The 14,320-nt window shown below is 55.6% G+C and carries 11 protein-coding genes; 9 read left to right on the forward strand and 2 right to left on the reverse strand.

Translation table 11 applies throughout. The features are described from left to right. Positions 1-13: 13 nt before the first annotated feature. Both MHN28_RS19405 and MHN28_RS19410 read left to right on the forward strand, forming a co-directional pair. On the forward strand, positions 14-2,155 hold the full coding sequence (locus MHN28_RS19405) for a 3-hydroxyacyl-CoA dehydrogenase NAD-binding domain-containing protein (protein ID WP_239344226.1): 2,142 nt from the start codon (positions 14-16) through the stop codon (positions 2,153-2,155). Between the two features lie 308 nt (positions 2,156-2,463). Continuing rightward, positions 2,464-2,829 (forward strand): glycine zipper domain-containing protein, encoded by a 366-nt coding sequence (locus MHN28_RS19410; protein WP_239344227.1) that lies wholly within the window; start codon positions 2,464-2,466, stop codon positions 2,827-2,829. A gap of 91 nt (positions 2,830-2,920) precedes the next feature. Here MHN28_RS19410 and MHN28_RS19415 read toward each other — a convergent pair whose 3' ends face one another. Beyond that, positions 2,921-4,165 carry a radical SAM protein gene (locus MHN28_RS19415; RefSeq protein WP_239344228.1) on the reverse strand — a complete coding sequence of 415 codons (1,245 nt, stop codon included), beginning with the start codon at positions 4,163-4,165 and terminating at the stop codon, positions 2,921-2,923. Positions 4,166-4,407: 242 nt separating this feature from the next. Here MHN28_RS19415 and MHN28_RS19420 point away from each other — a divergent pair, with 242 nt between their 5' ends. Further along, the gene (locus MHN28_RS19420; RefSeq protein WP_239344229.1) at positions 4,408-4,605 is read left to right on the forward strand and encodes a hypothetical protein; all 198 of its coding nucleotides are present in this window, start codon (positions 4,408-4,410) and stop codon (positions 4,603-4,605) included. A gap of 466 nt (positions 4,606-5,071) precedes the next feature. Beyond that, complete coding sequence (locus tag MHN28_RS19425; protein ID WP_239344230.1) at positions 5,072-7,864, forward strand: bifunctional aconitate hydratase 2/2-methylisocitrate dehydratase; 2,793 nt, start codon at positions 5,072-5,074, stop codon at positions 7,862-7,864. 137 nt (positions 7,865-8,001) lie between these two features. On the opposite strand, the gene MHN28_RS19430 is transcribed toward MHN28_RS19425, so the two are convergent. Next, entirely contained in the window at positions 8,002-9,273 is a 1,272-nt protein-coding gene (locus MHN28_RS19430) for an MFS transporter (protein WP_239344231.1), read from the reverse strand. 199 nt (positions 9,274-9,472) lie between these two features. Here MHN28_RS19430 and cyoA point away from each other — a divergent pair, with 199 nt between their 5' ends. Genes cyoA through MHN28_RS19455 form a run of 5 tightly spaced genes read left to right on the forward strand, consistent with a single transcriptional unit; the run spans position 9,473 to position 14,308 of the window. Beyond that, positions 9,473-10,534, forward strand: a complete 1,062-nt coding sequence (gene cyoA / locus MHN28_RS19435; protein ID WP_239344232.1) for a ubiquinol oxidase subunit II — start codon at positions 9,473-9,475, stop codon at positions 10,532-10,534. 33 nt (positions 10,535-10,567) lie between these two features. Further along, complete coding sequence (gene cyoB / locus MHN28_RS19440; protein WP_239344233.1) at positions 10,568-12,601, forward strand: cytochrome o ubiquinol oxidase subunit I; 2,034 nt, start codon at positions 10,568-10,570, stop codon at positions 12,599-12,601. Beyond that, positions 12,601-13,239, forward strand: a complete 639-nt coding sequence (cyoC, locus tag MHN28_RS19445) for a cytochrome o ubiquinol oxidase subunit III (RefSeq protein ID WP_239344234.1) — start codon at positions 12,601-12,603, stop codon at positions 13,237-13,239. The genes cyoB and cyoC overlap by 1 nt, the downstream gene beginning before the upstream one ends. Next, positions 13,236-13,592 (forward strand): cytochrome o ubiquinol oxidase subunit IV, encoded by a 357-nt coding sequence (cyoD, locus tag MHN28_RS19450; RefSeq protein ID WP_239344235.1) that lies wholly within the window; start codon positions 13,236-13,238, stop codon positions 13,590-13,592. Before cyoC ends, cyoD begins: the two co-directional genes overlap by 4 nt. After that, positions 13,589-14,308, forward strand: coding sequence for an SURF1 family protein (locus MHN28_RS19455; RefSeq protein ID WP_239344236.1), 720 nt, complete (start codon positions 13,589-13,591; stop codon positions 14,306-14,308). The genes cyoD and MHN28_RS19455 overlap by 4 nt, the downstream gene beginning before the upstream one ends. Positions 14,309-14,320 lie beyond the last annotated feature (12 nt).

A 14,320-nucleotide genomic window follows, 5' to 3' on the forward strand; every position in this document is an offset into this window, starting at 1 on the left:
AAGGACCAGACCTATGGCATTTGCATATGAAAAAGACGCTAATGGAATCGTGTCCGTCACCATGGACATGGACGGTCCGGTGAATGCGATGAACGACGCCTTTTTGCCCCAGTTCCTTGAAGCCGTAGACAGGATCGAGGCCGAAGAGGATCTAAAAGGGGTCATCTGGACGTCAGCGAAAGAGACATTCTTTGCCGGCGGCGACCTGAACATGCTGAAATCCATCACGCCTGACGGTGTCGAGGCCCTGTTTGAAAGTGTCGAGGGCACCAAAGCTGTCATGCGGCGACTGGAGAAGTTGCCGGTTCCCATTGTCGCCGCCATAAACGGCGCGGCGCTTGGCGGGGGGTATGAAATCTGTCTGGCCTGCAATTACCGCATCGCTTCTGAAAACCCCAAAACAAAGATTGGTCTGCCCGAGGTGACACTGGGCCTGTTGCCCGGAGGCGGCGGCACAGTGCGCCTGACTTGGCTGTTGGGTCTTGAGGCCGCTATGCCCTTCCTTCTGGAAGGCCGTCAGGTCTCACCCTCCAAGGCATTGGCCACCGGACTGGTCCACGAGGTGGTGGCCCCTGACCAACTGTTGGAACGCGCGCGGGAATACATTTTGTCAGTTCAGGGGAACGAAACCGCCGCGGTGCAGCCCTGGGACACGAAAGGCTACAAGATCCCCGGCGGGCCTTCGAATTCGCCCAAAAACGCGCCGCGCATCGCGGGCGCAACGGCGATGCTGTTCAAAAAGACCAAGGGGCTGATGCCCGCGCCTACACGCATTCTGGACATCATGACCGAGGCCGCAGGACGCATCGATTTTGACACTGCGCAGCGCTATGAGAGCCGCCGCTTTGCGTCTCTGACGCCATTGGCACCCACTAAAAACATGATCGAAACGCTGTTCTTTGGCATGAACAAGGTTAATGGTGGTGCATCTCGCCCCAAAGATATCCCGCGCTCGAAAGTCCAACGCTTGGGTATTCTGGGCGCTGGCATGATGGGTCAGGGCATCACCTATTCTGCAGCTATGGCGGGTATTCCGGTTGTTCTCAAGGACACGACGCTGACGGCTGCGGAACGCGGTAAAGCCTACACCGAAAAGCTGTTAACCAAGCGTGTCGAAAAGGGCCGCATGACGACCGAGCAACGCGACGCCGTACTGGCATTGATCACCCCAACCAACAAAGCCGAAGACATCAAAGGCTGCGACCTGATTATCGAGGCGGTCTTTGAAAAGATCGACGTCAAGAACGCGGTTCTGTCTGAGCACGAGGAATTGCTGGCGGAAGGCGGTTTTTGGGGCTCGAACACCTCGACCCTGCCTATTACCCGACTGGCGGAGAAGTCTGCAAAGCCCGCAAACTTTGTCGGCCTGCACTTCTTCTCGCCGGTCGACAAGATGCCTCTGCTGGAGATCATCGCAGGCGATGAAACCTCGGACGAGACCCTGGCGCGGGCTTTTGACTTCGCCCGTCAGATCAAGAAGACGCCAATCATCGTTGGCGACAAAACCGGGTTTTACACCTCTCGCACAATAGGAACAAAGATGCTGGAAGCCGCGCAACTCGTGGCTGAAGGTCAGGACCCGCTGCGCGTCGACAACCTGTCACGTTTGACGGGGATGCCGACGGGGATGCTGTCATTATTGGATGAAGTGCAACTGAAACTCGTCGATGACATATACAACACTCAGGTGCAGATGGGACTGCAGGACCCTGCGGATGAGGCGACACCCGAAGCCCGCAAGTTGGTACACGATCTGATCACCGAGCATGACCGCCTTGGCCGGGCAACGGGCAAAGGCTTTTATGAGTACACCGCCGATGGAAAGGCCATCTGGTCCGGTCTGGCTGCCTGGCGCAAGGAAGGGTCTGACCTGCCCGATCAGGACATTCAGGACCGCATCATGTTCCGCGCCATTCTGGAAACTCTGCGCTGTCTTGAAGAGGGCGTTCTTCGCTCGGTCGCAGACGGCAACGTGGGCTCAATCCTGGGTATCGGTGCCCCTGTACACACCGGCGGTTACATCCAGTTCGTCAACACATACGGCCTGGACAGTTTTGTTTCCCGCTGTGACGAACTGGCCAAGTTGTATGGCGACCGCTTTGCACCACCTGAAATCCTCAAGAACCACGCGGCGGACCAAATTGCGTTCCGCTAAAGCCGGATCATGTAACGGCAAGAGCACGTCTGTGCTCTTGCCACTTGGCCTTGGGCCACGGATCTTGAAGAAACGCCTTTCCTTTCAGAAGATTCGATCTCCCGATCTTCGGATACCTGAGTTTTTCTTCGTTCAAGCGCGAAGAACTCTGAGTGAAATACCATCTCGAATTCCGATCGGTTGACTTAACGTCACCTAAATTGTCTTCATTGACAATAAAAGCTTGACCTCATACCTCCCTGTTCTCGCGACGCGATTAGACGTTGGGTGCCTAGATCCGGCACCCGAAGGAAAACGGAGACCCGAAAATGAAAAAAATGGCTTTGGTTTGCATGTTGGGCCTGTCGGCATGCGGCGGTTATTCATTCAACAAGCCGCTCGCCGTCGACGGCAGCCGTAATGCGAACTTTGCCCAGGATGAAACCGAGTGCCGGGCACTGGCTGCGAATTTCAACCCAGGCAAGCAAGCGGGAAGTATCGGCGCGGGAGCAGTTTCTGGTGCTCTGATCGGCAACCTGACCAGTTCGGCGGGACACGCGACCGAGGGCGGTTTCACCGGCGCGGCCATCGGGGGCGTTCTGGGCGCAGCGGAAGGGTACTATGAAGACGAGGAAGCCCGTCGTCAGGTCTTGGTCAACTGCATGTTGGGCCGCGGGCACAAGGTCATCGGCTGACGGCAGAAATATACAGGAGCGGCGAGTGATTTGGGAAAATGCGCGCCGCTCCCTTTTTACTTGGAATGTTCAATGCAAGCGCAGGGCCGCTTCAGGACTGGATCCGCATCGCGGTCGAAAGCCCGAAATGACCAATCTGGCGCATGGTTCGGGACATGCAGCGCCCAACGGAAAAGAACTTGCGGTTGAACTCATCCGCACCGCGTTCCAATTGCTCAGGGGTCATCTGTTTCGGCTGGAACACTGCGTGCGACCCGTCGTAATCACTCCAATTGTCCGACAACAGCCGTCCCTCGGCCTCAAGTTGCTTGAACATCCGGGAACCGGGGAACGGAATAGCTATGGCTGCAGCGGTGCTGTCTACCCCGATCTCATGGTAGAGGTCGGCCGTCCTTGCAAAAATATCTGGGCTGTGCTCATCGAACCCAAGGATTGCAGCACTGTCGACGATGATCCCTCTCTCGTGGATACGTGCAATCTGATCTTTCAGGTTCTCAGGTTTGATGAAGCCCTTGCCGGCCCGTTTCAACGCCGCCTTGTCGACAGTTTCGATCCCGATCAACAGGTACTTGCAACCTGACCGGGCTGCTGCGTCCAGCAATTCCTCATCGTCTGCGATGCGGATCGTCGTCTCGCCAACCCAATTGATGCCCAAGGGTTCAATGGCCCGGAACAGTTCAAGCGCATAGTCGCGGTCTTCGGTCAGGTGGTCGGCGTGCAGTTCGACCCAGTCCGTTTCCATCGCTTCAAGCTCGGCCACGATGTCAGGAATCGGACGGTACCGGGTTTTTCCCAACATCCCGGGGATCAGGCAGAAACTGCAATGATGTTTGCACCCCCTGCTTACCAGCACCGACCACTCCCAGCCGTAATCCTTGGCTTTGATCAGGTGTGTCGGATACGGGTTGAGTTTACTCAAATCTGCAGGCGTGCCGGTATACCTCGGTTTAAGCTGTCCCCGATCAGCGTCCGCCAGAAACTCTTGCCAAATGTTTTCGCACTCTCCGGTTATCACTGCGTCGGCATAGTCCTTGGCCTCTTCCGGCAAAAACGTCGCGTGCAATCCTCCGATGGCCACCTGGACGCCCTTGGCCCCCAAGACCCGGGCAATCTCGTACCCGCGATTTGCATCCGGGGTCGAGAAAAAGATAACCGCGACATCGGCATGGATACGCCGTGGGTCGCAATTTTTGAGTACTTCATCGAATAGCTGAACGTCCACCCAATCCGGCGTGGCCGCCGCTGCCGAGAAAATGCTCTGGGGCGGACCGCCCCTAACGGATTTATAGGCTTTGAAATCACTTTCGGCCGATGCTTTGATTAGACAGAGTTTCATGTGCTGCTCCTCAGAGTGGATGGCATCTTGCCGTTGGAAACATGGTGCCAAACAGTGTTCATCCGGCAAGAGTCTTGATTGTCATTTATGACAGTAAATACTGAGGCAGCGTGTTTCAATGAGGCCATCGAAAATTTTTCGTACGTGTACCGGCCAGAGTTTAATCTTATCAGGCTATGTCAACTTAGCGCCTTATCATTTATGACAAATTATCATCGAACGACTCACCAATTGAGGACATAATGGACATTTGGTTTTTCATCGGGCTCGGCTTGCTGTTGTGGGCCATCAGGGATCTGGTATTCGGCACCACCTACTTGTGGGAAAGGGTCACACGCGCGGAAAACCCGGGTACATACTGGATTTGCGTGCTGGTGTGGCTTGTGATCGCGTTGGCAATTCTGGCGACGTCTCCCACTTCATATTCGCTGCTCTACTGACATTGATTGCGGGCCACCGCGTTTTGTTTGGCTTTCGACGCGGGACTAAAATGCGCCATTTCAGTCCCGCGATTTGGCGGCAGTTCAGCTTGGCGCGGCTCGTGACATCAATGGTTAGCTGAAACAGGCAGTGTTTCCGGGTAAGCTAACGAACAAACGCCGACCTATTCGGGTCATACTAAAGCGCCCTTGCCCAAGACGTTTGTTGGACCGATGTGTGCCAACCACTCCCCTAACCAGATCCACGGCCTGCTTCTGGGGGGCTGTGACTAAGGGTCGCCCAGACTGTATCCACATGGCATGCAAGACGGAGGTGAATGGCGCATAACCCGTGAAATCGGGAAATTTCGATGTGTGGCGTCTTGAATCCGCTTTCAAGAATGTATACCGGTGTATACAAATCGCGATCGAGCCTGATGCCCGACGCTTGCCTACATCAGAAGACTCAGACAAAGCGGAAACAGCCATGAGCCAGTATTCAGATTACTTGGATGAAATTGAAACGCGCAAAGAACAAGGCCTTAGCCCCAAACCCATCGATGATGGTGCGCTAGTCAAGGAAATCATCGAACAAATCAAGGATGCTGATCATCCGCATCGTGCGGATTCGCTGCACTACCTCATTTACAACACACTGCCCGGCACAACCAGCGCTGCTGGTGAAAAGGCCCAGTTCCTGAAGGCCATCATTGTCGGTGACGTCGTCGTTGAAGAAATCACTCCAACCTTTGCGTTCGAACTGCTTTCGCATATGAAGGGCGGCCCATCGGTAGAAGTGCTGCTGGATGTCGCATTGGGGGAAGATCAGGATACTGCGGTTCAGGCAGGTGAAGTCCTGAAAACCCAGGTATTTCTGTATGAGGCCGATACCGAGCGCCTGAAAAAAGCTTACAATGCGGGCAACAAAGTCGCCGCCGAAATCCTTGAAAGCTATTCCAACGCCGAGTTTTTCACCAAGCTTCCTGATCTGGACGAAGAAATCAAGGTCGTCACCTATATCGCGGCCGAAGGCGATATCTCAACTGACCTTCTGTCGCCGGGCAATCAGGCGCACTCGCGTTCGGATCGTGAACTGCACGGTAAGTGCATGATCTCTGAGGCGGCGCAGAAAGAGATCGAAGCGCTCAAGATACAGCACCCCGACAAGCGAGTGATGTTGATCGCAGAAAAAGGCACCATGGGTGTTGGCTCGTCGCGGATGTCGGGTGTCAACAACGTGGCGCTTTGGACCGGTAAGCAAGCAAGTCCCTATGTACCGTTCGTCAATTTTGCACCTGTTGTCGCCGGCACAAACGGCATTTCGCCGATTTTCCTAACCACAGTAGGCGTTACGGGCGGGATCGGTGTTGACCTGAAAAACTGGATCAAGAAAGTGGACGAGGACGGCAACCCGATCCTCAACAACGATGGCAACCCGATCCTCGAACAGCGCTATTCGGTCGAAACCGGCACCGTGCTGACCATCAACACGAAAGAGAAAAAACTCTACAGCGCCGACGGCAGTGAAGAACTGGTCGACATGGCAGGCTCTTTCACGCCGCAGAAGATGGAATTTATGAAGGCCGGTGGTTCCTACGCCATCGTCTTTGGTAAGAAGCTGCAGACATTCGCGTGTGAAACACTGGGCGTCGAACTCAAATCGGCCTTCGCCCCATCGAAAGAAATCAGCCATGAAGATCAGGGCCTGACGGCTGTCGAAAAGATTTTCAACGCCAATGCGCGCGGCTCGACTCCGGGCAAAACTCTGCATGCGGGTTCCGACGCTCGGGTCAAGGTGAACATCGTGGGGTCGCAGGACACCACCGGTCTGATGACCAGCCAAGAGCTTGAGGCCATGGCAGCTACCGTTCTGTCGCCCAGCGTCGATGGCGCGTATCAGTCCGGCTGTCACACCGCTTCGGTCTGGGATCTCAAGGCGCAGGCCAATACTCCCCGCCTTATGGCGTTCATGCACAAGTTCGGCCTGATCACCGCGCGTGATCCCAAAGGCGTGTATCACTCGATGACGGACGTCATTCACAAGGTGCTTAATGACATCACCGTGGACGACTGGGCTATCATCATCGGCGGCGACAGCCACACACGTATGTCCAAGGGCGTGGCCTTTGGCGCGGACTCGGGCACGGTTGCGCTGGCACTGGCCACGGGTGAGGCGACAATGCCAATCCCGGAATCCGTCAAAGTGACCTTCAAGGGCGAAATGGCACCGCACATGGATTTCCGTGACGTGGTGCACGCGACGCAAGCACAGATGCTGGCGCAGCACGGCGACAACGTGTTCCAGGGCCGGATCATCGAAGTGCATATCGGCACGCTGCTGGCGGACCAGGCCTTTACCTTCACCGACTGGACGGCCGAGATGAAGGCCAAGGCCTCGATCTGTATCTCCAACGACGACACTTTGATTGAATCGCTGGAAATCGCCAAATCGCGCATCCAGATCATGATCGACAAAGGAATGGATAACGAAGTTCAGATGCTGAAAGGCCTGATCGACATTGCCGACAAGCGTATTGCCGAAATTCGCTCGGGTGAAAAACCGGCTCTGCGTCCTGATGATAACGCCGAATACTTCGCCGAAGTTGTCGTGGATCTGGACCAGATCGTCGAACCCATGATTGCCGACCCGGACGTCAACAACGCCGATGTCTCCAAGCGGTACACTCATGACACGATCCGCCCGATCTCTTACTACGGTGCCGAGAAGAAAGTGGACCTGGGCTTTGTCGGCTCGTGCATGGTGCACAAAGGCGACATCAAGATCGTGGCCCAGATGTTGCGCAACCTCGAAGAGGAATATGGCAAGGTCGAGTTCAAGGCCCCGCTTGTCGTCGCCGCGCCGACATACAATATCGTTGATGAGCTCAAAGAAGAAGGCGACTGGGCCATTCTGCAGAAGTACTCGGGATTTGAGTTCGATGACCTCTTCCCCAAGCAAAACGCTCGGACCGAGTACGAGAACATCCTCTATCTTGAACGTCCGGGTTGTAACCTCTGCATGGGTAACCAGGAAAAAGCCGCCAAAGGCGATACTGTTCTGGCCACGTCTACCCGCCTGTTCCAAGGCCGGGTTGTTGCTGACAGCGCGACGAAGAAGGGTGAATCCCTGCTGGGCTCAACCCCGGTTGTGGTCCTGTCGGCGATCCTGGGTCGTACGCCTACGATGGAAGAGTACAAGGTGGCCGTGGAAGGCATTGACCTGACCAAGTTCGCACCGCCGATGGAAGTTCCCGGCACGAGCCGCTCGGTCCACTTCTAGAACCTATACGAGCGCGGCAGTTGTTTGCCGCGCTCGTTTCACACGATACATCTGAGGTTGGGTGCCGCCGGGTCCGGTCATGAGACATCCGAACGAACCTGGCCCGTTTTTTTGACCCTTAATCCCTGATGGTTTCGTTAATTCTCGAATTTCGGCGTGTCGTCTTTGTTCAGCAGGTGCAAGGCTGCAAACGTGACTACGGCACCGGAAAGCAAATACAGACCCGCCGCCCAAAGACCAAACGCAGCGGTAAGCCCAATACCGACGAGCGGTGCAAAGGCGGCTCCAAAAATCCACGACAGATTCGTCGCCATCGCTGAGCCAGAATAGCGATACTGCGCCGGAAAGCGCTTGGGAACGATTGCGCTTGCCTGTCCATATGCAAGGCCCAGCACCATGAACCCTGAGATAATGAAGGCGTAGGGGTAATGGGCCAGTGTTCCGATCATCAGGCTCAGAATAACGATCAGGATTGAGCTGATCCGAATAACAGTCCGGCGATTGTAACGATCAGCCAGCACGCCCGACGCGATAACTGTCAGGATGGCCAAAGTTCCGCCAATAAGCTGTACGGTCAGAACTTCGGGGATTTCGTATCTTTCGTAAATGGCCGCAAACGCAAGCGGGAAGACGGTGACCATGTGGAACAGTGCATAGCTCGCCAGCGGCAAGAACGCGCAAAGGAGGATCGTTCGACCCTCATTTTGAACCAGTTCTTTGAGGGGCGCGGATTTGGTGACCTCCGGGTCCACGCCCAGATCGGAATTAAGCAAACGTACCCGGGCGTAGAGAGACACGACATTGACCGCCATAACGGCAAAGAACGCAAAGCGCCAACCCCACTTGAGGAACTCTTCGTCCGTCAGAAAGCCCTTGAGTACGAAAAAGATCGACGCGGCGACGACGAATCCGATTGGGCCGCCCAATTGAGGAACCATCGCATAAATACCCTTGCGATGCTCGGGCGCTGCGTTTTGCAGCTGCAGCGTCAATCCGTCCCAGGCCCCACCCAGTCCCAGACCCTGCAGGATGCGCAGAACCGCCAAAAACACCGGTGCCAGCCATCCGATTTTTTCGTAGCCGGGCAATAATCCGATCGCCACGGTCGACGTTCCCAACAGAAATAGTGCCAGCGTGACCTTGCCAACGCGGCCGATTTTGTACTGCAAAGTTCGCCCGGCAAGACTGGCGACAGGTCGCGCCAAAAACGCCAGTGAGAAGATGCCAAACGACGCCAAAGTTCCTGACAACGGATCAAGCATCGGAAAAAACAACTTGGGGAAAACCAGGGCAGATGCAATAGCGTAGACGAAAAATCCAAAAAAATCAGTAACTCGCGCCATAACGACGGTTGTGATCACTTCGTCAATCGTGGCTGTGTAACGCGGTGTGTTATCAACGCTGGTCATGATATACTCCTGTCTCGATTGTTCGGGTTACCCAACGTTCCCGGAGCTTCGAGCCAAAGGTAATTCTGTGGGTCATCATTTGTCGCATTGCACCACGAGACAGAAAACAGCACAAGGGGCCACGCAAGCAGAGGCCCATGAAATGTCTCGCCAGCTTAGCAACTCTTCAGTCCAGAACCGATCCAAGAGACGCAAAAAAATGAAGCGCGCATTTTCTGCGGCAGCATTGTTGCCGCTAATCGCACTGGCAGGGTGCGACATGGTTGTCCTCGATCCGTCCGGCGATGTCGCCGCCCAACAGGCAGACCTGATTTTGTATTCGACAGTCCTGATGCTGATCGTGATTATTCCGGTTATGGCACTGACCGTGTTCTTTGCCTGGAAATATCGCGAGTCAAACAAGGATGCGACTTACGAACCTGACTGGGACCATTCCACCAGCCTTGAGATTATCATCTGGTCTGTTCCTCTGGCGATTATCATCTGCCTTGCGGGCCTGACATATGTCGCCACTCACAGACTGGACCCGTTCGAGCCGTTGCGACGTGTTTCTGATGGGCAAGAGATCGATCCCAATGTCGATCCCATGGTGATTCAGGTCTCGGCAATGGATTGGAAATGGCTGTTCATCTACCCGGAAGAGGGCATCGCCACCGTCAACGAAGTTGTGGCAATCGTGGATCGGCCGATCAAGTTCGAAATCACCTCGACCACCGTGATGAACTCGTTTTTCGTGCCCGCTCTGGCTGGGCAGATTTATGCCATGTCCGGCATGCAGACCGAGCTGAACGCCGTGATCAACGAACCCGGTATCTATAACGGTTTCTCCGCAAATTACAGCGGCGAAGGGTTCTCGCAGATGCGTTTCAAGTTCCACGGCAAGGATCAGGCGGACTTTGATGCGTGGGTGGAACAAGTACGCGCGCAGGGCTCGGAATTGGATCGTGAGACGCTTGCCAGCCTGAACCAACCCAGCATTTCCCACCCCGTGACTTACTACAACTCAGTTGAAACCGGACTTTGGGACAAGATCGTCAACCTGTGTATTGAGGACGACTCGCTTTGCCTCAACGACATGATGATGGTCGATGCATTGGGCGGTGGCGGCCTAGAGGGGCTTTGGAACCGCGAGATGTTCCGTGGAATCTGCTCGGCCGATGACCCCGGAGCGCTGATGGCGATGATCCGTCCCGAAATGCGTATCCATGAAGACGAAATTATCACTGCGATGACGCTGGTTCCTCCGGCGCCCGCGAACTGACCTGAAACGAATAAGAACTGGAAAGATAACGCTATGTCGCTATCTCACGAAGCCGCTGACGGTATCGCCCATGTTTCGGGTGTTGATCCATTCTGGGGCAAACTGTCTTGGGGTGTGTTTCCCTTCTATGAACCGATCGTGCTGGTCACGTTCATCGTTGTTGTGCTTGGCGGCCTGGCCGTTGTCGGGGCGCTGACCTACTATCGCCTTTGGGGCTATCTCTGGAAGGAATGGTTCACCAGTATCGACCATAAGAAGATCGGGATCATGTACATGGTTCTGGGTCTGATTATGCTGCTGCGGGGTTTTGCAGACGCGCTGCTGATGCGGGGGCATCAGGCCATCGCGGCCAGCGGGGGCGAAGGCTATCTGAACGCACACCACTATGATCAGATTTTTACTGCCCACGGTGTGATCATGATCTTTTTCGTGGCGATGCCTTTTGTCACCGGTTTCATGAACTACGTCATGCCGCTGCAGATCGGCGCGCGGGATGTGGCGTTTCCGTTCCTCAACAACCTCAGCCTGTGGCTGACCATCTCGGGCGCGGTGCTGATTATGCTGTCGCTGTTTGTGGGCGAATTCTCGACTGCGGGCTGGCTGGCTTACGCGCCCTTCTCGGGTCTTGAATACAGTCCGAGCGTCGGCATGGACTATTACCTCTGGTCGCTGAACATTGCCGGAATCGGGACGACTCTGTCGGGCATCAACCTTGTGGTGACAATTATCAAGATGCGCGCGCCAGGCATGACGCTGATGAAAATGCCGGTGTTCGTCTGGACAACCCTATGCACCAACATCCTGATTGTTGTGACTTTCCCTGTATTGGCGGCCACATTGGCACTGCTGACAGCGGACCGCTATCTGGGCACCCATTTCTTCACCAATGATCTGGGCGGCAATCCGATGATGTATGTGAACCTCATCTGGATTTGGGGTCACCCCGAAGTTTACATTCTGATCCTGCCGATCTTTGGCATCTTCTCGGAAATCGTGCCGACTTTCACTGGCAAGCGGCTGTTTGGCTATACCTCGATGGTTTACGCGACCTGCGTTATCATGGTGCTCAGCTATATCGTCTGGCTGCACCATTTCTTCACCATGGGGGCCGGTGCCAACGTAAACGCCTTCTTTGGTATCACGACGATGATCATCTCAATCCCAACCGGGGCCAAGATCTTCAACTGGCTGTTCACCATGTACAAAGGCCGCATCCGGTTCGAGACTCCGATGCTGTGGGTCATGGGCTTCATGCTGACCTTCGTGATCGGCGGAATGACCGGCGTTCTGCTGGCGGTGCCGCCGGCGGACTACGTGCTGCACAACTCGCTGTTCCTGATCGCACATTTCCACAATGTGATCATCGGCGGCGTGGTGTTCGGTATCTTTGCAGGTATCATCTACTGGTGGCCCAAGGCGTTCGGCTTCAAGCTGGAGCCGTTCTGGGGCAATGTCAGTTTCTGGTGTTGGCTGATCGGGTTCTATCTGGCCTTTATGCCACTTTATGTTTTGGGTCTGATGGGCGTTACCCGTCGTATCAGCCAGTTTGAGACTACCTTCTACTCCGTCTACTTCGTTATCGCTCTGGTCGGCGCATTGTTCGTCGCTGCAGGTATCGCGGCATTCCTGGTGCAGATTTACGTCTCGATCCGTAATCGCGATGCCTTGCGCGATGTGACCGGCGATCCATGGAACGGGCGCACACTGGAATGGTCAACCTCTTCGCCGCCGCCTTACTACAACTTCGCCTTCACGCCGCGAGTCCATGAACTGGATGCATTCACCCAGATGAAACGCGAAGGGTTCGTGCGCCCCACTGAGGGCTTCGTACCGATCCACATGCCACGATATACAGCGACGGGCGTTGTGATGGCCGGGTTCATGACCGTTATGGGCTTTGCTCTGATCTGGCACATCTGGTGGCTGGCTGCTGTCAGTTTCGCCGCGACGCTGGTCTATGGTATCGGCCATACGTTCAACTACGACCGCGACTATTACGTCCCGGCTGATGAAGTGAAGGATATCGAGGATCAGCGGACGCAACTGCTGGCGGGGGCTGCGGAATAATGACGGATACAAGTACGGATCAGCCAAAAGAGTTCTTCGTCATCGAAGACCCGCACCACGGGGACGATCACGAAGAGCATCACGAGAACGGAACCATGCTGGGGTTCTGGATCTACCTGATGAGCGACTGCCTGATCTTTGGCATCCTCTTCGCAACCTACGCCGTTCTCGGTCGCAACTATGCGGCCGGTCCAGCCCCCGTCGACCTGTTCGATATCGAGATGATTTTGGTGGCGACCTTTGCGCTGCTTTTTTCTTCGATCACCTACGGGTTCGCTGTTCTGCGGATGGAGATGGATGACCTGCGCGGTACGGTGCTCTGGCTGATCGTCACCGGCCTGTTCGGAGCCGGGTTCCTTTACCTGGAACTTCTGGAATTCACCCACCTCTGGCACATCGGCGCGACACCGATGGCCAGTGCGTTCCTGTCGTCGTTCTTTATTCTGGTCGGCACGCACGGTTTGCACGTTCTGGGCGGCAGCATCTGGTTGATCGTCCTTCTCTCGCAGCTCGGGCTGCACGGTCTGACACCCGAGAACAGGCGAAGGGTCATGTGCCTGTCCCTCTTCTGGCACTTCCTCGATCTGATCTGGATCGGTGTCTTTTCCTTGGTCTACCTGACGGGGGTCCTGCTATGAGCGATCATGCGAAAGGGGCCGGCGGCACCTTCAAATCCTATGTCATCGGCTTCCTGCTTTCCGTCGTACTCACGCTGATCCCATTCTGGATCGTTCTGGGTGACGTGATGGACAGTGCGGGTTGGGCTGTTGCGATCATCTTCACGATGGGTGCGGCGCAAATGTTGGTTCACATCCACTATTTCCTGCACGTAACGCTGAAGGCCGAAGAAGGCTGGCAGGCAATGTCGCTTGGTCTGACCGTTCTGCTGCTGGTCATTGTGCTGGCCGGATCGATCTGGGTCATGTTCAACCTGGATGCCAACATGATGCCCGCCCACGAACAGATTGAGCGGGTTCGCAACCTGCCATGAGCGATCAACCCACCGTCCGGCGGCCCGGATGGGTTACGGCCCTGTTGCTGGCGCTGTCGGTGATGATGATTGTCGTGTTTCTTCTGTTGGGCAATTGGCAGATCAGGCGGCTGGCATGGAAGCAGGATCTGATTGCCGCCGTTGATGCACGAGCGTTTCAGGACCCGGTTGGTCTGCCAGACAGCTTTGACGCGGAGGAGCATGCCTATTTGCGCGTGTCGGTGGAAGCTGAGTATCAACAAGCCTCGGTTGTTCTGGTCAAAACCGTCACGGAAATCGGACCCGGCTATTGGGTCATGATGCCCCTGCACACGGATCAGGGCATTCTCTGGGTCAACCGGGGCTATGTGCCGCCAGATTTCAGCACATCAGAACATTGGGCCACACCAGCACCCCCCGTGATCGGATTGCTGCGTCCGACTGTCGAAGGCGGAACGCTGCTCGAGAGCAATGATCCGGCGATTGATCGCTGGGTGTCACGAGACACCCGCGAGATGTCGCGTGCCCGGAACCTCGGCAGCACCCTGCCCTTTTTCGTGGATGCAGACCATCAAGGCGCTCCAGGAGCCTGGCCGCGTGGCGGCCTGACGGTGATCCGCTTTAGCAACTCGCACCTGTACTATGCATTGACCTGGTACGCGATGGCCGCATTGTTCGCCGGCGCGCTTGTATATGTCATACGCAGCGCCCGGCACAAAAATCCTGACGTACCCTGACTCCGTTCGCGT

The organism is Ruegeria sp. Ofav3-42, from assembly GCF_022347725.1.
GTDB lineage: Bacteria > Pseudomonadota > Alphaproteobacteria > Rhodobacterales > Rhodobacteraceae > Ruegeria.